This is a genomic window from Stenotrophomonas sp. GD04024, assembly GCF_029837545.1.
GTDB lineage: Bacteria > Pseudomonadota > Gammaproteobacteria > Xanthomonadales > Xanthomonadaceae > Stenotrophomonas > Stenotrophomonas forensis.
On sequence record NZ_JAOEDV010000032.1, the window covers coordinates 1 to 18,091 of the forward strand.

Consider the following 18,091-nt stretch of genomic DNA (forward strand, 5'->3'; position numbering starts at 1 on the left):
ACTTGGTCGCACTCCCACCTTGTGGAGCGACGACACGGCGATAGATCTGACGGCATCGGCCACGCAGGCGCTGTCAGTGCGCGCGACACAGTTGGAGAACGGGCAGAGTCAGCTGCAGGCGTCCTACACCTGGGCACTGGACGTAAACGGCCGAGCCATCGGCATGACGTCTGTCAACAACGGCAGCATCGGTCGGATCGACTTCGTTGCTGATCGATTGGGCATTGTTGATCCGAACAACACCGGTAGCACGACGTTCGAGGGCGGCCGCTGGATCACCCGGTCAGGGGCCTACATGATGGTACACGGCAAGCCGTTCGGGGTGTCCAACGACCTGATGATGTGGATCGGTGTGGGTTCCAACCCGGGCAATGCCAGCAAGGCGAACGGCCTGTTCTGGGTCGACAACCAGGGCAACGGCTACTTCGGTGGCAGCCTGTCGGCCGGCGTGCTCAAGAATGCTGTGCAGACCACCTCGACGAACGGCAACGCCGAGATCATCAACGGGCCATTCTCGACCCTGGGACGCGCCAAGAACGTCGTGGTCAGCTACGACATGACCAAGACCGACACGGCGAACACGGGCCGGTGGACCGGGGTTTCCGGGCCTGTGAACGCCACCATCGCGATCTACCGGAAGGTCGGAAACGGCGGAGAGCAGTTCATTACCAACTTCAACGTCACGGGCAGCTATGAGGTGCTGAACGAGCAAGGCGGCCCCTCGCAGTTGACCTCGCGCATGGCTGGTTCGCACACCTTCACCGACAACACCCCGGGCACCGAGCAGTTCACCTACCGGGCGATCATCGTCACCCGCAACGTGGCCACCGGCACGGCGAGCGGCGGTACGGTCGGTGTGGTGATCAATCAGACGCTGGGCATCATTTCCGTGGAGCAATGAGATGTCACCGATTCTTTCCGAGAGCAACAACAACCGGGTCGAGATGTTGGCGACCCGAATCGATGTGCAGTGGGACTTCCGGGCCAATGACGGCCCGGTGCTGTTCTTCTTCGATCGCGTGGACTGGAACCCGGGCACGGGGCAGGTCAACACCAGGAGCTATGACAGCACAGTGCGCGCTCCGATCCGTGACCTGCTGGCGGGCGAATACACCTTCGCCCACCCGCAGACGGGCGAGCAGATCACCGAGCCTGGCTGGAAGCTGATGGCGCTGATCAAGGCCGCGACGGATCGCGTGTGGGAAGCAGAGAACCCGCCGGCACCGGAGATCGTCGCGCCACCGGCGGGCGGTGGGGATTGAGGCACTGCCGGGTGGGGGGCATTGAGATCAGACCAGCGGGCGCGGGGCCCGGCCTAGGAGGCGCTTACGCAACTGCCTGCAGCAGATCTTCGCGGTTGTTCCGCGGCGTGTTGACCGAGCGGCTGACGCGGTAAGCCTCCATGGCCGGCGGCTCGCTGGCCAGCAGCATTGCCATGGCGTCGTCCGGGCTGGCGCCCATCCAATCATCGATCTGGCCGGCCTGCAGCCAGACAGGCATACGGTCGTGGATGTCGGCCGATACGCCGCTGCTGTCGCCGGTGATGATGGTGAAGGTGCCCAGGTTGCCGTCGGGCAGCAGGGGGCTGGCGTCCTCCCACAAGCCGGCGGCCAGCAGTGGGCCCTTGGCGTGGATGAACCACGGGTCCTTCTTCCCGTCCTCGGGGCTGACCGACCACTCGTAGTAGCCGGCCATGGGGATCACGCACCGGCGCTTCTTGAACGCCGACCGGAATGCCGGCTTGGTGGCCACTGTCTCGATGCGGGCGTTGATGGTCGAGCCCTGCAGGCCCTTGGCCTTGGCCCAGAACGGCAGCAGGCCCCACGCCAAGCGGGTGACCTGCCGGCCTTCGCCGCGGTCCAGGATCACCGAGGCGCGCTGCGTCGGCGCCAGGTTGTAGCTGGGCTGGATCTCGGCCAGGCCGGGGGCAAGGTCAGCCAGCCCCGGCTGGCCGAAGTCGATCACGGGGAGCTGGACGAATCGGCCGCACATACTTGTAGGGTAGTCCTACCAGGTTAGTTCGACGTATTGGGATGTCCTGACTCTGACTCAGGTCGCGCTCATCTAGCTGCGAAACAAGGCCAGTTCCTCTGCCTTTTCCTCGATCGCATCCAGAATTTGTGCAACTTTCGACTCTGCGTAAAGGAAGACGGGTTCGACTTCCAGCCCTTCCAGGCCCTCAATGTCACCGAACCTTAGGCTCACGCCAAACTGCATATCTCCAATGGAAACTTCGGAGCCTGCATCGACCTCCGCAATAATCAACTCACCTCGGGCTTCGTCCCACGGCCCCAAGATGCTGCCAGTGCCGTTGAGGACAATCTGGCCAAAGGTTGCGCTGGAAACAGGCGTTGGAAACGTGACGGTCACACGATGCTTGCTGTGGTTGGCAATGGCATTGACTGCCCATAAGAGTTTGTCGCCGTCGAGTCGGGGCTGGAATGCGAGAATCGCATCAAGAATCTCCTTTGGGATCTCCCGGCTTATTCCATTCCGCCTCCCAGCAAGTTCTTGTTCTGTTTCACCAAAGGGGAATGCGCACTTCTTTCCACTTTTGCCCGCTGCCTTGGCAACCGCATAGCACGCCTGGTCGAGAGCCTTTCGCAGCTCCTCAAACGCATCGTTTACCGCTGCGCCGACCGCGATTGGCGTTCTCTTTGTCCTTCTTAGTACGGTTGTGCGTTTGCCGTTCTCTGGATCAGTTTCGGTAACTAATGAGAAGGCGCCGGAGTTGGCGTGTTGCTGAACTTGGACTCGGGTATCGCGAAATCGGGCTTTCGCGCGCGCAAGGTGATACCTGGGGCTCTCCATTGGATGCACATTGTAAATTCCATTTGTCATTGGTCAGGGATTCGATCTTCAGGTGGGACATCGATGCGAACACGCTTGTCACTGATCGTGTATCGATTCAGTGATTTTCCTGTTCAGTCTGGATCATTGAGCGGAAGCTCCAGTGTGTCGCCCTTCTTCGGCAGCACCTGGTCAACCATCTTTACGTATCTCTGCCAACCATGCCCGCTGGCGATCGCCAAGCGCTGGAACATGATCAACGAATGGAGGTGCTGGGCAAGAAGAGGGTGGCCTACGTCATCCGACAGCCACTGGTGAAGTTTATTTGGCCGTGCGCCGCTCTCATTCTTTGGCGAGCGCATTTCCAGCTCCTTAAGAACCCCAGTTCCGAGTCGGTCATAGACAAGGTCGCGAGTGTAGTGCGCAACGACACTGAACCGGTTCTTCTTCATGCCAGGCCAAGTCCAGCCCTTTAGCTTATAGATGTTCTCGTAAAACTCATCAGGGAAGCGCTTGCTCCAAGCGGCGAGTTCTTTGCGAAGAACGGCATCCAGGTACTGCTGCAGCGCGTCCCGAGGTCTGACTTCCTGGTAGCCCGTGGCCTCGTCAACCAGGGCGATGATGCCAAGTTGCGAAAGTGCCCGGACAAGGACCTCTGCTTGCTGCGCGACGACGAGCTGGGTAGCGGTAAGCGCCTTAGCCTCGCGAGCGCGCAGGTAGATGTCGCACACAGCCGGGAGCGCCTCGGCGCGGAAAGCTTCCGAGACGACGCCTTTCGTGCTGCGCACTTCGGTCCCGGTCAGAATTTCCTTCAAGTCATTGTTTATAAAGGGCGATAGGTTGCCTGCCTCGATGAAAACAGGCAATTCGGTCCCAGTGTATTTGCGGCCTCTCCATGGGCGCTTGAGCGCCTTCATGATTCCTCGCGTGCTGATGTAACGGTTGCCGTCTTCCAGCACGTAGCAGGGGATTGGAACTCCAGCGATTGTGAGCGTCCCCTCATGGGTTGCCTTCTTCACACCGCCCCACCGCGCTTCGGCGGCCTTCTTGGCAATTTCGGAGCGCTTGCTTTCAGACAGTGCAGTGGCCCTCGCCTTGCCGCCTGCGGATTGAGGGCTATCGGGAGATTCTTCGGTCATAGCAAGCACTCCTTCGTCGGATGCGTGCAATATGCATCAGCAAGCATCCGGACGCAACATGCATGCTGAGCGGCTTTTGGTGTTTGTCTTGAAGGTTGAGCGATTCACAAAGGTAGCGGGCCTGTTCTCAGGATCTGCGACGGCCGGCCGTATCCTTCCGGCCATGTATTCCTCCCACGGCTTCCGCACTGCCCCGATTCCCTCTGGCTGGGTCCAGACCGGCGAGCGCTGGGCGCTCTGGTACAACGGCCGGGAAACGGCGAACGTCACGTTCGATGGCGGTCCTGGCGTCCGGCTATGGATGGAAGGCCAGAAGATGTGGCAGACCAAGGAAGCGCGTGCCGCCAACGTCCGCCAGGCGAAGCGCTACGCGGAGCGCTGGTGCGCGGCCAGGCTCTATCCCTGTCTGCCCCTTCGTGAGGCCGTCGCTCGGCTGACCGACAGCACCCCGATCCAGCCCCCGCCACCACTGCCCGGCCTGCCGCCGACCCGCGAGCAGCAGCAACAGGCTCGGCGCTTGGCTGAGGCCGGAGCTGAGGAGGTCGAGCGGATCAAGGCAGCGCTGGAGCCGCGCAAGCCGCCGGCAGAGACCAAGCCCCGCCCGAAGGACGCGCGCAAGGCGTGGGTGAGGTCAGGGCTGCAGCAGATGCAGCGCGGCGTTTAGCGAGAGAGGGAGTTAAGAAAAAAGGCGGAGCCGGAAGATTCACGACTCCATTACGCCATTTTCGTTGAAGCCCTTATGCCGCAAGGGTCTTTGGTGCCGGTGAAAGGACTCGAACCTTCATGGGGTCACCCCCGGCTGATTTTGAGTCAGCTGCGTATACCATTCCGCCACACCGGCAGGCAGCGCGTGAGTGTAACCGAGGTCGGCAGGGCTTTCATAGGGGCAGGGCCATTCGGGGCGCTTCCTGTCGGCATCGGCCCCGTGGTGGCTATACTGCGGCGGCGTGAATACCTCCAGGAGCGGTAGCCGATGACAGTGTTGCAGGACCTGAGGGTGCTGGTGGTCGAGAACGACGAAATGAGTGCCGCGCTGCTGCAGATGCAGCTGGTGCATGCCGGCGCGACCGTGGTCGGGTTGGCGGCGAGCGTGGACGAAGCGCTGCGCCTGCTGGAGGATTCGGCGCCGGACGTGGCCCTGCTCGACTATCGCCTGGCCCGCAACGAGACCAGCGAGCCCGTGGCGGCAGCGCTGTCGGCACGCGGTGTGCCGTTCGTGCTGGCCACCGGCATGCTGGCCGAGCAGTTGCCGGCGTCGATGCTGGCCGGGGTGCTGCTGGTCAAGCCGTACCTGTCGGTGGATCTGTCCAAGGCGCTGGTGCGCGCGGTGGGGCATTCCCGCGTCAAGGCCTGATTGGCCCCGGCGCAGAGGACCGGCGTATGCTGCCGTGGCCTGAATGCTCAGGCCTACAAGGAGAGTGGCATGAAGAAGTGGATCAAGCGCATGGTTGCCGCGGGTGTCCTTTCGATGGCGGTCTTCGGTGGTACCGCGACTGCGGCATGGTGCGGCCAGCCCTGCTTCCAGCTCTACAAGAGCTGCATCGCGCGCGGCGGTGAGGTCGAGCAGTGCCTGCAGGAACAAGCCTTCTGCGAAGAGGCGATGTGCGGCGGCAACCCCTGATCCAGAAACCCCGCCCAGGCGGGGTTTTTCATAGGCGCGTGGTGTTCATCCGGCTTCGTCGTACACGTAGCGGATGTCCTCGCGGTCGTCGAGGATGCGGTATTGCAGGGCCAGGTCATCCGGGTCCGGATTGAGCCAGGCGTCCAGGTGCTCCCGGCGGATCGGCACCACGCCGCGGTCATGCCCGGCGGCGGCGACATCGGGTGGCGGGGCGTCGGTGATCGTGGCAAACGACAGCAGCCGGCCTTCCGGCCCTTCCCACTCCGCCCACAGGCAGGCCAGCAGCAGGTCGCGTGGCGGATCGGGGCGGAATTCCAGCACTACGTCCTGTTCCTTCTCGTCGGCGCCCAGCGTGCGTGCGTCGATGGCGTGGCGTGGCACGTGCTCATAGAACGCCTGCACGACCACGACCCCATGGCGCAGCCCGAATGCGCCGCGCCAGTAGCCTTCCAGGCTGTCGCGCCGTGCATTGTAGGTGCCGGGGTAGAGCACGTCGTTGCGTGCTGGCGTGTCCGGCAGCCGGCACTGGTAGCGCATCGGCTTGATCACCCGCTGGCCGTTGTCGCTGACCATGACCGGTGCGTAGGTGCCCGGGAAGATGCGGTTGTCGCGCGGCAGCAGCTGCACCCGATGCAGATCCTCCAGCCGGGCCTGCGCGCGCTCGATGCGGTTGCCGGCCACGCGCAGGTCGTTGCGCGCCTTCTGGGTGGGGCGGGTCGCCAGCGTGGCGTGGGCGATATCGCGTCGTTCGCGCTGCCGGACCAGCTCGGCCTCCAGTGCCTGCTGCTCCTGGGCATGCCATTGCTGGATCTTTGCCACGATGTCGCGGCCCTGTTCCGTGCGCGCGCCGGCAAAGCCGTCGTCCATGGCTTTTGGGGTTTTCGGGCGCTTCTTGCCGGGATCGTGCGCGTACAGCTCGGCGAATTCCTCCAGCGAGAGAATGGCGCCGAACTCGCGCACCAGCTTGGCGTAGTCGGCGCGGATCAGGGCGGAATAGCACATGCGAACTCTGCCGGTGTGGGTCGCAGCGGCTGCGACGTGGATGCGGCAGGATAGCCCGACCCATCAGGAGATGCCGCATGAATGAATCCGCCACCTGCCAGTTCCGCGAAGCCGTGCCCACGGTCGAGGACTACTGCCGGCTGCGTGTACTGGCAGGCCTCAGTGCCAAGCATCAGGAAGCCGCTGCGCGCGCATTGCCCAATACCCTGTTCGGCGTATGCGCCTACCAGGGCAATGAGCTGGTAGCGATGGGGCGCATCGTCGGCGATGGCGGCTGCCACCTGCAGGTCTGCGACATCGCCGTGCTGCCACGCCTGCAGGGGCAGGGCCTGGGCAAGGAGGTGATGCGGCGGCTGGACGACTGGATGCGGGCCAGCCTGCCGCCGTCGGCGTACGTCAGCCTGCTGGCCGATGGTGAAGCGCACCGGTTGTATGCACAGTTCGGCTTCGCGCCCACCGCGCCGGCGTCGATCGGGATGTATCGGCGCTTCTGAAATGAGTGCCTGGATTCCAGGCAAAGAAAAACCCCGGCCGAAGCCGGGGTTCTCAAGAATTGGCGTCCCCACGGGGATTCGAACCCCGGTCGCCACCGTGAAAGGGTGATGTCCTAGGCCTCTAGACGATGGGGACGCACGAAAAACTTCAAGTTGTAGAACCTTCGACGGCCTAATGTCGAAGTGGTGGAGCCAAGCGGGATCGAACCGCTGACCTCCTGCATGCCATGCAGGCGCTCTCCCAGCTGAGCTATGGCCCCCATGAAACTGCGGATGATCTGCCGGGAGCAGAGTCCGTTTGAAACTGGCGTCCCCACGGGGATTCGAACCCCGGTCGCCACCGTGAAAGGGTGATGTCCTAGGCCTCTAGACGATGGGGACGCACGAAAACTTCAAGTTGTAGAACTTTCGACGGCCTAATGTCGAAAGTGGTGGAGCCAAGCGGGATCGAACCGCTGACCTCCTGCATGCCATGCAGGCGCTCTCCCAGCTGAGCTATGGCCCCGTGTTACCGAGCCGCCTATCATACCTGCGTGTTCACGTTTGTGGAAGCCTTTTTTCAACTTTTTTCGTCCCGGTTCATCCGAAGCCACAGGGGCAGGGGAACCGCAACGCCACAACCTGAATGCCGGTAGGCGGTGAACAAAAAAGACCCGGTTATCGGCCGGGTCCTCGTTGTTCGTGATGAGTGGCGTCCCCACGGGGATTCGAACCCCGGTCGCCACCGTGAAAGGGTGATGTCCTAGGCCTCTAGACGATGGGGACGCAATTCTCATCAATGTTCTTTAGCGACCTTTCGACGGCCTAATGCCGAAAGATTGGTGGAGCCAAGCGGGATCGAACCGCTGACCTCCTGCATGCCATGCAGGCGCTCTCCCAGCTGAGCTATGGCCCCACGTCGCTGAGGAGCGAAATAATAGCCTTGCCCCAAGGGGTTGGCAAGCATTTGTTGCACTTTTCTTCACGCACGCTGCGCGGCAGATTCCTGTCGCCGTGGCTACGCGTTGTCGCCGGTCAGTGCCGCCAGGATCGGGCATTGATCCAGCGCACCATGCCCGGGGCAGGCGTCGACCAGCTGCGAAAGCGCGGTGTGCATGCGCTGCAGTTCGGCCATCCGTTGCGCGATGTCCTGCAGGCGGGCCCGTGCGGTGTCGCGCACGCTGCCCATGTCCTGCGAGTGACGATCACTGAGCGCGAGCAGTTCGCCGATCTCGTCCAGGCTGAAGCCAAGCGCTTTGGCGCGGCGGATGAAGCGCAGCCTGCGCAGGTCCGGCTCGCCGAAGATGCGGTAGCCACCGGCCGACCGCGCCGCCGTCGGCAGCAGCTGCTGCCGCTCGTAGTAGCGGACGGTATCGATCGGCACGCCGGCCTGGCGGGCCAGTTGTCCAATGTTCATGGCGGATTCCTGCAGGTGCTGCCGCTCATTGTGAAGCCTGGAGTCTGGTCGAGGGTCAAGGCTGGGCCCGAAGTGCGTATTCAGGGCACTTTGCAACTTTCTTCATAGCCCCGCCGCGGGACCAGTTCCTACCCTTCGCCTGAACCGGCCGTTCGATGGCCTGTAACAAACCGAGGAGGTGGTCTGTGGATGGAATCAGGAACGAGGGATTCGTCGAGGTCGCGGTGGTCGAGTACCCGGGAGGCGATCCGTCCGCCGCTTCCGTACTGGCCGAGATGGCTCATGTCGCCAATCGTCTGGCCCAGCAACAGCGCCGGCCGTTCAAGCGTGTGCTGGTCACGCGCTGGATCGTACCCGCCAGTCAGACTGGTGTGCACCGCATCGCCGGTGCGGAGATGCTTGATGCCGCCATTCCTGCGGTGATCGCCGTTCCCGGGCAGATCAGTCCCGGCACCTGCCTGCGTGCCGAAGAAGTCGTGTTGGACTGGCTGCGTGCCCACTATGACGGTGGCAGCCTGCTGGCTGCAGCCAGCGAAGGTGTGAGCGTTCTTGCGCGTGCGGGCCTGCTGGCCGGGCGAACGGTCAGCGGGCCTGATCTGGGGCGACACCCGGGGTTGCAGGCGCAGGCCGTGAGCTGGGTGCCGAGCGAGCGTGCGCTGGTCGATGACGGCGATCTGCTGACCGTCGGCGGCTCGCAGGCGTGGCGTTTCCTGGGGCTTCGGCTGCTGTACCGGCTGCATGGACAGGGCGTGGCCAGCGCGGTGGCGCAACAGTTGGGCATCACGGTGCCGGATGGGGTACAGCAGGATCTGGAGCGCTTCAGCGCCAATTTCGCGCATGGTGATCGCGATGTATTGAAGGCGCAGCGCTGGCTGCATACGACCGCCGCGCGTGGTGCCACCCTGGCCGCGATCTGTGAGGTTTCCGGGCTGGAACCGCGGACGCTGCAGCGACGCTTCCTCCGGGCCACCGGTCTGCGGCCCATCGAGTATTGCCAGCGGCTGCGCATCGCCAAGGCGCAGACGCTGCTGCAGCAGGGCGCCGGTATCGACGAAGTGGCCTGGGGGGTGGGCTATGCCGACCAGAGCGCGTTCCGGCGCCTGTTCCTTCGCATTGTGGGCATGACGCCCGCCAACTATCGCCGCCATGTCAGCTGCAAGCGACGCGAGCGGCCGCTGATGCCTTCGGTCGCAGGCAGCCTGCGTGGGCTGCAGGCGCCGACGGGTGCGCAGCTGGGGCGAAGCGCCGCGTGAGACATCAATGTTGCAGTCGTGCTTGCAACCTGGGCGTGACGCTTCGACCATGGAGTGGATGAATGATTGAACAGGTGGGTTGATGTCGAGTGTTGGACCGGTTCCGATGCCGGTGGTGTTGATTCTTGTGTGCGCTGCGCTGGCCATGGCGGTTGCCCGCCTGTGGCCACGCGGAAACGCCCCGGAGCCGCTGCCCTCGGCGGCCAGCATGGTGCTGGACATGCTCCTGATCGGCCTGCTGTGCGGTCGCATCAGTTTCGTGGCACTGAATTTCGCGCTGTATGGTGGCGCGCCGTGGAGCATTCTTCAGATCACCGATGGTGGCTATCATCTGGTGGTGGTGGTGCTGGCGGGGCTTGCGTGGGGGCTGTGGCGCCTGCGCCGATGGCCCGTGTTACGTGCGCCGGTGCTGACAGCGGCCCTGGTCGGCGTATTGCTCTGGTTTGGAGGGAGCCAGGTATTGTCGCTGTGGCAGGAGCGCCAGATGCCATTGCCGACGCTGCAGGTGACGGATCTGCAGGGTGGCCAGGTTGATCTGCAACAGTTCCGGGGCTCGCCGCTGGTACTGAATCTGTGGGCCACATGGTGTGGCCCCTGCCGCCGAGAAATGCCGGTGCTGGCCGCGGCGCAGCAGGCACATGCCGATGTGCAGTTCGTATTCCTCAATCAAGGCGAAACCCTGGATGAGGTCCAGGGTTTTCTCGCCGACGAGCGGCTGGTGCTGGGGAACGTGTTGCTGGACGACGACGCGGCCGCATCAACCGTGCTGGGCGTGCAGGCCTATCCTTCGACCCTCTTTTTCGATGCCGACGGGCGCCTGCGTGAACTGCACCTGGGCGAACTGACCGCCGCTGGTCTTGAACACAAACTGCGCCGGCTGCGGTAGCCTGCGCGGGCATCTCACTACGGAGTTCCCATGTTGTCGACTTCCCTGCGCACCGCTCCGGCGTTGCTGTTGTTGCCGGTCATGCTGGCATTGGCCGCCTGCAGCCAGGCCCAGACTCCGCCAGGCAAAGCTGCGCCGGCACCGGCGGCAAGCGCGCCGGCCGCTGCCAAGGGTGACCGTCCCGCAGTGTTGAAGGGCATCGAAAAGCACGGCTTCGAGGTCGTTGCCGAGTTCGATGCGCCGGGTGGACTGCGTGGCTTCGCCGGTGTGGTGGGGGGGCAGCAGCCGGCTGCGGCCTACGTCACCGCTGACGGCAAGCACGTGCTGGTCGGCAGCCTGTTCGATGCCGAAGGCAACGACGTGGCTGCCGAGGCCGTGGAAAAGCTGGTCGCCGCACCGATGTCGGCCAAGATGTGGACCAAGCTGGAGGCCAGCGCCTGGGTGCGTGATGGCAAGGCCGACGCACCGCGTGTGGTCTATACCTTCAGCGATGCCAATTGCCCGTACTGCCACAAGTTCTGGGAAGCGGCCCGCCGATGGGTCGATGCAGGCAAGGTGCAGCTGCGCCACATCATGGTCGGCGTAATCCGCGAGGACAGCCCGGCCAAGGCCGCAGCCATCCTGTCGGCGCGTGACCCGAGCGCGGCGCTGCTGGAGAACGAGCACCAGTTCGACCGCGGTGGCATCAAGGCACTGCCAAGCATCAGCCGCGAGATCGCCGGCAAACTCGATGCCAACCAGGTGTTGATGATCGAAATGGGCTTCCAGGGCACGCCGGGCATCCTGTTCCAGGACGCGCAGGGCCAGGTGCAGCGTCGCGCCGGCCTGCCGCAGGGGGATGACCTGCAGACGGTGCTGGGCCCGCGCTGATCGAAACCCGCATCGCATGACGTGAACCGCAGGCCCGCATGGTGACATGCGGGCCTGCTGCGTTCAGCGGCCCAGGCGGGCACAGCCACCTGCGCAGCACCTGTTCTTCGTCACGTCTGAATCGTGACTGACATCAAGCATCGCGCCTTGATTCCAATCAAGGCCAAGAACGACAGCCGGATTAGCCTGTGACGCATGGAATACAGCGTCACTACGCGATGGATGCCGCGTTCGCCAGCCCCCAATCGGGGTCGGCCGGCTCAGCCATTCACGACACTCTCACTCCCTGCTTGTTACCCAGACCGCTGCGGTCGCCACCTCTCTGGCAGTGCGGCCTTGATGGAGTCGACATGGGGGCAGGCAGGACAGTGTCATCGTTCTGTTGCCTGCCACGCGCAGGCTGACCGGTGTCGTCGACGCAGTACCTGCATTTCCAGCAACGGCAACGCGAGGCCAGGGTGGCGCATGCGTGCGCTCCGGGAACGTGATGCGAATGTTCGTCCGGGGAGGATGCAATGCGTGTGGCGGTACTGAGTCTGGCGTGTCTGGGTGCACTGGCGATCACGCCAGCGTATGCGCAACAGCACGATGCGGAGGATACACAGGCACTGCGGCGCGAGATTGCCGCCATGCGGCAGGCGCTGGAAGGCATGCAGCAGCGCCTGGATCGGCTTGAACAACGCGACGCGACGCCTGCGCCTGCGTTGGCGCAGATGCCGGCAGCGCCTGTAGCGGCTGGTGCTGCAACGACGGCTGCGACCGATGTAGTCCATCGCACCCAGGTGCCGGGTGTGGCACAGCCGGTGCTGCCGCAACGCGACTCCGTGGCTGACCCGTCCACCGCCGCATCGCGTCCGGACAGCGCCGCAGGCCCGACCGACCCCGATCTGAAAGGCTTCTTCGCCATTCCCGGGACCGACACGGTGATCCGCATCGGGGGCTACGCCAAGCTGGATGCCATCGCCGACTCGCGCGCGGCGGGTGATGAGGATCAATTCATTCCGTCATCCATGCCGGTGGGTGGCAGCCATCGTGATGTCTCCAACTTCAACATCCACGCCAAGCAGACCCGCTTCAGTTTCGAGGCGCGGCGGCCGACCACGCATGGCAATCTGCGCTTCTACCTGGAAAACGACTTCTTCGGCAGCAGCGATGGCTACGAGTTCCGGCTGCGCCATGCCTATGGCCAGCTCGGCAATACCTACGCCGGCTACGGCTATTCCAGTTTCATGGACCCGGACAGCCTGCCCGACACGCTGGATTTCGCAGGGCCGGGCGGTGCCGGCTATCTGTTGGTGGCGGGCATCCACCACAGCTTCGCGATGGGCAAGGGCAACACGCTCACCGTCGCCGCTGAAGACCCGAAGACCGAACTGGCCGGGGCCACCGAGGAACGGGCCGCAGTGAACCGCCTGCCCGATGTGACGGTGACCGCGCGCATGGAGCGTGACTGGGGCCATCTGCAACTGGGTGCGGTGGCGCGCAGCCTGGCCTATGACGGCGATGGCGAGCGCGACCGGCGCATGGCCGGCGGCCTGCAGCTCAGCGGCTCGGCCTCGGTGGGCGAGCGCGACCTGTTGTTGTTTGGTGCCCTGGGTGGCCGCGGCCTAAGTCGCTACACCGCCGACCTGACCGGCTCCGGGCTGGATGCCGTGGTCGGCGCCGATGGCCGCCTGGATGCATTGGACCTGCATGGTGGCTTCGTGGGCTACACCCATTACTGGTCCGAGCTGTGGCGCTCGAACCTGATCTTCGGGCAGTTGACCCTGGAGCGGAATGCGGCACTGGCGGCCGACGCGTTCCGGCAGAGCCGCTACGGCGTGTTCAACCTGATCTGGAGCCCGGCGCCGTCGTGGACGATGGGCATGGAGCTGCTGTACGGCCGCCTGGAACAGCAGGGCGGCACGCGCGGCGACACGGTCCGGGTGCAGGGCAGCCTGCAATACAACTTCATCAAGTAAGCGCCAGCGGCCGTACGCCAGCGCAACCGTCCCCACGCCCGGTCGCACCGGGCTCATGCCAGTACAGGAGATTGTCATGGCAGAAGCAAAGAAAATCGGGGTGGTCGGAGCCACCTTTCTCGTCGCCGGCAACATGATGGGCTCGGGTGTGTTCCTGCTGCCGTCCAGCCTGGCCAAGATCGGTACCGCCTCGATCTGGGGCTGGCTGATCACCACTGCCGGCGCGTTGCTGCTGGCCTTCGTGTTCGCCAAGCTGGGCAAGCTGGCACCGAAGGCGGGTGGTCCCTATGCCTACGCGCGTGACTGGTTCGGGCCGTACATGGGCTTCCAGACCAACACCATCTACTGGTTCGCCAACTGGATCGGTAATGTCGCCATTCCGATCGCCGCGGTGGGGTACTTCAGCTACTTCTTCCCGATCCTGTCCGAGCCGCTGGTGCGCTGCATCGCGGTGCTGGTGCTGGTGTGGGCGCTCAGCTTCGCCAACATGATCGGCCCGGCCTTCGTCAGCCGCGTGCAGACGGTCACCACCAGCTTCGCGCTGGTGCCGATCCTGGGCATCGCCATCTTCGGCTGGTTCTTCTTCGATGCCGACATCTTCAAGGGCGCCTACAACGTGTCCGGTGAGTCGAACTTCGGTGCGATCTCCAGCGCCGCGGCGCTGACCCTGTGGGCCTTCATCGGCGTCGAATCGGCCTCGGTGACCGCCGGCGTGGTCGAGAACCCGGAAAAGAACGTGGCCCGGGCCACGCTGGCGGGCGTGTTCCTGGCTGCCATCGCCTATATCGCCAGCTCCTCGGTGATCATGGGCATGGTGCCCAACGGTGAACTGCAGACCTCCGATGCCCCGTTCGCATTGGCCGCGGCAAAGGCCGTCGGTGGCTGGGGCGGTGCTCTGGTCAGCCTGTGCGCCTTCATCGGTGCTGCCGGTTCGCTGGGCGGCTGGATCCTGCTGACCGCGCAGAGCGCCAAGGCGGCGTCGGATGACGGCCTGTTCCCGAGCATCTTCAGCAAGACCAACAAGGATGACGTGCCGGTCAAGGGCGTGCTGATCGTAGCGGTGCTGATGACCCTGGCGGTGCTGGTCACCTCCACCTCGGAAACCGCGTCCGCGCAGTTCGACGTGATCACGTCGGCGGCGGTGGTACTGACGCTGCTGCCCTACATCTACTCGTGCGTGGCGTGCTACTTCGTGGTCGAGCGTTCGCACACGCTGGTCCACACCGGAGCGTTCTGGACGCTGACCAGCCTGACCGTCGTGTACTGCCTGTGGGCGATCTATGGTTCGTCGGGAACCATCGTGCAGTACGCCTTCCTGTTCGTGCTGTTCATCACCGTGTTCTATCCCTTCTTCAGCGAGGAGCGCCGCCAGCAGCGGCAGCGCGCCCGCGAGGCCTCGGCGATCAGCGCCGGCGCCCAGCGTTCCTGAGTTAGACAAGGAGAATCAACGTGTACTTCAAGTCCCTGGACTACCCGGTCATTGTCATCGACAACGACTACGAGTCGCCGCGCATCGGTGGCATCCTGATCCGTGCACTGGTGGAAGAGCTGCGCAGCAACGACCAGCGCGTTCTGTGCGGCCTGAACCTGGATGATGCCCGTGCCGGTGCCCGCACCTACGTGGCCGCTTCGGCCGTGCTGATCTCGATCGATGGCAGCGAAGAGGTGGACGGCGAGTTCCAGCGCCTGACCGCGTTCCTGCGTGAGCAGAGCGCGCGCCGCGCCAACCTGCCGGTGTTCCTGTACGGCGAGCGCCGTACCATCGAGAAGGTGCCGAGCAAGCTGCTCAAGTACATCCATGGCTTCATCTTCCTGTTTGAAGACACCAAGAGCTTCATCTCGCGGCAGGTCATGCGCGCGGCCGAAGACTACATGAAGAACCTGCTGCCGCCGTTCTTCAAGGCCCTGATCCACCATGCGGCCGAGTCGAACTACTCCTGGCATACGCCGGGCCATGCCGGCGGCGTGGCGTTCACCAAGTCGCCGGTCGGCCGCGCCTTCCACCAGTTCTACGGTGAGAACACCCTGCGCAGCGATCTGTCGATCTCGGTGCCGGAGCTGGGCTCGCTGCTCGATCATACCGGCCCGATCAAGGACGCCGAGAACGAAGCGGCGCGCAACTTCGGTGCCGACCATACCTTCTTCGTCACCAACGGCACCTCCACCGCCAACAAGATCGTCTGGCATGGCACGGTGGCGCGTGGCGACGTGGTGTTCGTCGATCGCAACTGCCACAAGTCGCTGCTGCACGCGCTGATCATGACCGGCGCGGTGCCGGTGTACTTCACCCCCAGCCGCAACGCGCACGGCATCATCGGGCCGATCAGCCTGGACCAGTTCACGCCCGAGTCGCTGCAGCAGCGCATCGCCGCCAATCCGCTGGCCAGCAAGGCCTACCAGGCCGGCTCCAAGCCGCGCATCGCGGTGGTCACCAACTCGACCTACGACGGCCTGTGCTACAACGCCGAGAAGATCGCCGACGAGATCGGCAGCGCGGTCGACTTCCTGCACTTCGACGAAGCCTGGTACGCCTACGCCGCGTTCCATCCGTTCTACGAGAACCACTACGGCATGGCCAAGGGCAAGCCGCGTGAGCAGGATGCGATCATCTTCACCACCCATTCCACCCACAAGCTGCTGGCCGCGTTCTCGCAGGCGTCGATGATCCACGTGCGCAATTCCGCACATCGCAACCTGGATGCCGAGCGCTTCAACGAGTCGTTCATGATGCACACCTCGACCAGCCCGCATTACGGGGTGATCGCGGCCTGTGACGTGGCCTCGAAGATGATGGAAGGTGACGCCGGCCGTTCGCTGGTGCAGGAAATGCACGACGAGGCGATCGCGTTCCGCCGCGCGATGCTGCACGTGCGCGATGACCTTGGCCGCGACGACTGGTGGTTCAGCGTGTGGCAGCCCACCAAGGTCGAGCGCAGCCTGGACAAGGGCGATACGCCGGCACCGCTGGTGGCCAAGCGCGAAGAGTGGTACCTGCAGCCGGATGCGCACTGGCACGGCTTCGAGAACCTGGTTGACGACTATGTGCTGATCGACCCGATCAAGGTGACCCTGCTGACCCCGGGGCTGGCGATGGACGGCAGCATGGGCAAGCTGGGCATCCCGGCGGCGGTGCTGAGCAAGTTCCTGTGGGGCCGCGGCATCACCGTGGAGAAGACCAACCTGTACTCGGTGCTGTTCCTGTTCTCGATGGGCATCACCAAGGGTAAGTGGAGCACGCTGGTCACCGAGCTGATGGCGTTCAAGGAACTGTACGACCGCAACGCGCCGCTGAGCCAGGCACTCCCGTCTCTGGCCGCTGACTATCCGAATGCCTATGCTGGCTGGGGCCTGCGTGACCTGTGCGATGCGCTGCACGCGTTCAACCAGGAATTCTCGGTGGCCAAGGTGATGCGCGAAATGTACGTGGACCTGCCGACCCCGGTGATGACCCCGGCGGACGCTTACAATCACCTGGTGAAGGGCGAGATCGAGCGGGTCGACATCGAGCTGCTCAGCGGCCGCATCGCCGCCACCATGCTGGTGCCGTACCCGCCGGGCATCCCGACCATCATGCCGGGCGAACGCTTCGGCGACAGCGACGAGCCGATCATCCAGTCGCTGCGCATCGCCCGCGAGCAGAATGCCCGTTTCCCGGGCTTCGAGTCGGACGTGCACGGGCTGATCATCGAGCACGATGGCGATGAGACCTCGTACAGGGTGGAGGTGCTGAAGGCCTGACCGGCGACGGTCGGCCCTTCGGCGAACGATGGATACCGCGCGCGAGCAACGCATCCTGAAGTTCTCGATCGGGGTGACCATTGCGGTCAGCGCGGTCGGCTTCATCGGTGGCCTGCTGGTGGGATCGCAGGCCATCCTGTTCGATGGTGTCTACAGCCTGGTCGACGTTGCCCTGACGCTGGTGTCGTTGTCGGTACTGCGGCTGGTGGCGCGGGAACAGAGCCCGCGCTTCCAGTACGGTTACTGGCACCTGGAGCCGATGGTGGAGGCACTCGGTGGGGTGATTCTGTCGCTGGCCTGCGTGTATGCGCTGGCCAACGCGGTGATTGGCCTGACCACGGGCGGGCACGAAGTGAAGTTCGGGCCCGCGCTGTGGTGGGCGGCGTTGCTGAGTGCCAGCAACCTGGCAATGGCCGCGTTCGTCGCGCAGCGTGCGCGGCGCCTGCGCTCGGCGTTGCTGTGGCTGGACGTGCGTGGCTGGCTGCTGGGCGGATTGATGAGCCTGGCCGTGGTGCTGGCCTTCGTGCTGGCCCTGGTGCTGCACGGCGGTCAGTGGCATCACTGGGTGCCGTACCTGGATTCGATCGTGCTGGCGTTGATCAGCCTGGCGGTACTGCCGGTGCCGGCGCGAAGCGCGTGGAAGGCCATGCGTGAAGTGCTGCAGGTGGCGCCGGATGACCTGGACCGGCGCGTGCAACAGGTGATGCAGGCGTTCGTGGCCGAGCGCGGCTATGCCGGCTTCACCAGCCACGTGGCGAAGATGGGGCGAATGCGCTTCATCGAGATCCATGTGCTGGCCGACCCGGCGACACCGCTGGGCTCGGTGGGCCAGGTCGATGCGATGCGTGATGAGATCGCAGTACGGCTGGATGCACGTGGCAGCACGTTCTGGCTGACCATCGATTTCACTGCCGATCCGGCGTGGACCTGAACCGGCATCG

Annotated in this window: 17 protein-coding genes, 7 tRNA genes and 1 pseudogene; 13 read left to right on the forward strand and 12 right to left on the reverse strand. The window is 64.3% G+C overall.

The genetic code is table 11. The annotated features are described in order from the left end of the window. Together N7590_RS11980 and N7590_RS11985 are read left to right on the forward strand one after the other, a co-directional pair. A pseudogene (locus N7590_RS11980) lies at nt 1-901 on the forward strand (phage tail protein); the annotation flags it as partial. A 1-nt stretch (nt 902) separates the two neighbouring features. Continuing rightward, a complete protein-coding gene (locus N7590_RS11985) occupies nt 903-1,262 on the forward strand; it encodes a hypothetical protein (protein ID WP_279935534.1) in 360 nt (119 codons plus the stop codon). Between the two features lie 64 nt (nt 1,263-1,326). On the opposite strand, the gene N7590_RS11990 is transcribed toward N7590_RS11985, so the two are convergent. From N7590_RS11990 to N7590_RS12000, 3 genes are all read right to left on the reverse strand, one after another. After that, nucleotides 1,327-1,992 carry an SOS response-associated peptidase gene (locus N7590_RS11990; protein ID WP_279935535.1) on the reverse strand — a complete coding sequence of 222 codons (666 nt, stop codon included), beginning with the start codon at nt 1,990-1,992 and terminating at the stop codon, nt 1,327-1,329. 72 nt (nt 1,993-2,064) lie between these two features. Beyond that, on the reverse strand, nt 2,065-2,841 hold the full coding sequence (locus N7590_RS11995; protein ID WP_279935536.1) for a hypothetical protein: 777 nt from the start codon (nt 2,839-2,841) through the stop codon (nt 2,065-2,067). An 83-nt stretch (nt 2,842-2,924) separates the two neighbouring features. Continuing rightward, nucleotides 2,925-3,929 (reverse strand): P63C domain-containing protein, encoded by a 1,005-nt coding sequence (locus tag N7590_RS12000; RefSeq protein WP_279935537.1) that lies wholly within the window; start codon nt 3,927-3,929, stop codon nt 2,925-2,927. A 163-nt stretch (nt 3,930-4,092) separates the two neighbouring features. Between N7590_RS12000 and N7590_RS12005 the strand changes: the two genes are divergently transcribed. Next, entirely contained in the window at nt 4,093-4,593 is a 501-nt protein-coding gene (locus tag N7590_RS12005; protein WP_279935538.1) for a hypothetical protein, read from the forward strand. 91 nt (nt 4,594-4,684) lie between these two features. On the opposite strand, the gene N7590_RS12010 is transcribed toward N7590_RS12005, so the two are convergent. After that, nucleotides 4,685-4,770 (reverse strand) — tRNA-Leu (locus N7590_RS12010). Nucleotides 4,771-4,902: 132 nt separating this feature from the next. Between N7590_RS12010 and N7590_RS12015 the strand changes: the two genes are divergently transcribed. Continuing rightward, nucleotides 4,903-5,283, forward strand: a complete 381-nt coding sequence (locus tag N7590_RS12015) for a response regulator (RefSeq protein WP_053511700.1) — start codon at nt 4,903-4,905, stop codon at nt 5,281-5,283. Between the two features lie 69 nt (nt 5,284-5,352). Continuing rightward, nucleotides 5,353-5,550: a hypothetical protein gene (locus N7590_RS12020; protein ID WP_006461763.1), complete on the forward strand. Its 198-nt coding sequence runs from the start codon at nt 5,353-5,355 to the stop codon at nt 5,548-5,550. Nucleotides 5,551-5,595: 45 nt separating this feature from the next. Here N7590_RS12020 and N7590_RS12025 read toward each other — a convergent pair whose 3' ends face one another. After that, nucleotides 5,596-6,552 carry an SOS response-associated peptidase family protein gene (locus N7590_RS12025; RefSeq protein WP_053511701.1) on the reverse strand — a complete coding sequence of 319 codons (957 nt, stop codon included), beginning with the start codon at nt 6,550-6,552 and terminating at the stop codon, nt 5,596-5,598. 77 nt (nt 6,553-6,629) lie between these two features. Here N7590_RS12025 and N7590_RS12030 point away from each other — a divergent pair, with 77 nt between their 5' ends. Further along, the gene (locus tag N7590_RS12030) at nt 6,630-7,046 is read left to right on the forward strand and encodes a GNAT family N-acetyltransferase (RefSeq protein ID WP_008267409.1); all 417 of its coding nucleotides are present in this window, start codon (nt 6,630-6,632) and stop codon (nt 7,044-7,046) included. Nucleotides 7,047-7,106: 60 nt separating this feature from the next. On the opposite strand, the gene N7590_RS12035 is transcribed toward N7590_RS12030, so the two are convergent. The 7 genes from N7590_RS12035 to N7590_RS12065 all read right to left on the reverse strand — a co-directional run bounded on the left by N7590_RS12035 (nt 7,107) and on the right by N7590_RS12065 (nt 8,442). Next, nucleotides 7,107-7,182, reverse strand: a tRNA-Glu gene (locus N7590_RS12035). 48 nt (nt 7,183-7,230) lie between these two features. Further along, a tRNA-Ala gene (locus N7590_RS12040) sits at nt 7,231-7,306 on the reverse strand. 45 nt (nt 7,307-7,351) lie between these two features. Beyond that, nucleotides 7,352-7,427 (reverse strand) — tRNA-Glu (locus N7590_RS12045). Between the two features lie 48 nt (nt 7,428-7,475). Next, nucleotides 7,476-7,551: transfer RNA gene (locus N7590_RS12050), tRNA-Ala, on the reverse strand. 184 nt (nt 7,552-7,735) lie between these two features. Continuing rightward, nucleotides 7,736-7,811 (reverse strand) — tRNA-Glu (locus tag N7590_RS12055). A 54-nt stretch (nt 7,812-7,865) separates the two neighbouring features. Beyond that, nucleotides 7,866-7,941, reverse strand: a tRNA-Ala gene (locus tag N7590_RS12060). A gap of 102 nt (nt 7,942-8,043) precedes the next feature. Then, complete coding sequence (locus tag N7590_RS12065) at nt 8,044-8,442, reverse strand: heavy metal-responsive transcriptional regulator (RefSeq protein WP_164242820.1); 399 nt, start codon at nt 8,440-8,442, stop codon at nt 8,044-8,046. Between the two features lie 185 nt (nt 8,443-8,627). Between N7590_RS12065 and N7590_RS12070 the strand changes: the two genes are divergently transcribed. The 7 genes from N7590_RS12070 (at nt 8,628) to N7590_RS12100 (ending at nt 18,081) form a co-directional block, all read left to right on the forward strand. Continuing rightward, a complete protein-coding gene (locus tag N7590_RS12070; protein WP_053510834.1) occupies nt 8,628-9,695 on the forward strand; it encodes a helix-turn-helix domain-containing protein in 1,068 nt (355 codons plus the stop codon). Between the two features lie 82 nt (nt 9,696-9,777). Beyond that, complete coding sequence (locus N7590_RS12075) at nt 9,778-10,581, forward strand: TlpA disulfide reductase family protein (RefSeq protein WP_053510836.1); 804 nt, start codon at nt 9,778-9,780, stop codon at nt 10,579-10,581. A 30-nt stretch (nt 10,582-10,611) separates the two neighbouring features. Further along, nucleotides 10,612-11,451: a thiol:disulfide interchange protein DsbG gene (dsbG, locus tag N7590_RS12080; protein WP_279935541.1), complete on the forward strand. Its 840-nt coding sequence runs from the start codon at nt 10,612-10,614 to the stop codon at nt 11,449-11,451. A gap of 515 nt (nt 11,452-11,966) precedes the next feature. Next, entirely contained in the window at nt 11,967-13,412 is a 1,446-nt protein-coding gene (locus tag N7590_RS12085) for a DcaP family trimeric outer membrane transporter (RefSeq protein ID WP_164242818.1), read from the forward strand. Nucleotides 13,413-13,488: 76 nt separating this feature from the next. After that, entirely contained in the window at nt 13,489-14,841 is a 1,353-nt protein-coding gene (adiC, locus tag N7590_RS12090; RefSeq protein WP_006461445.1) for an arginine/agmatine antiporter, read from the forward strand. 20 nt (nt 14,842-14,861) lie between these two features. Beyond that, nucleotides 14,862-17,150, forward strand: coding sequence for an Orn/Lys/Arg decarboxylase N-terminal domain-containing protein (locus N7590_RS12095; RefSeq protein WP_164242817.1), 2,289 nt, complete (start codon nt 14,862-14,864; stop codon nt 17,148-17,150). A gap of 28 nt (nt 17,151-17,178) precedes the next feature. Beyond that, nucleotides 17,179-18,081, forward strand: coding sequence for a cation diffusion facilitator family transporter (locus tag N7590_RS12100; protein ID WP_006461443.1), 903 nt, complete (start codon nt 17,179-17,181; stop codon nt 18,079-18,081). The last annotated feature ends 10 nt before the right edge of the window (nt 18,082-18,091 follow it).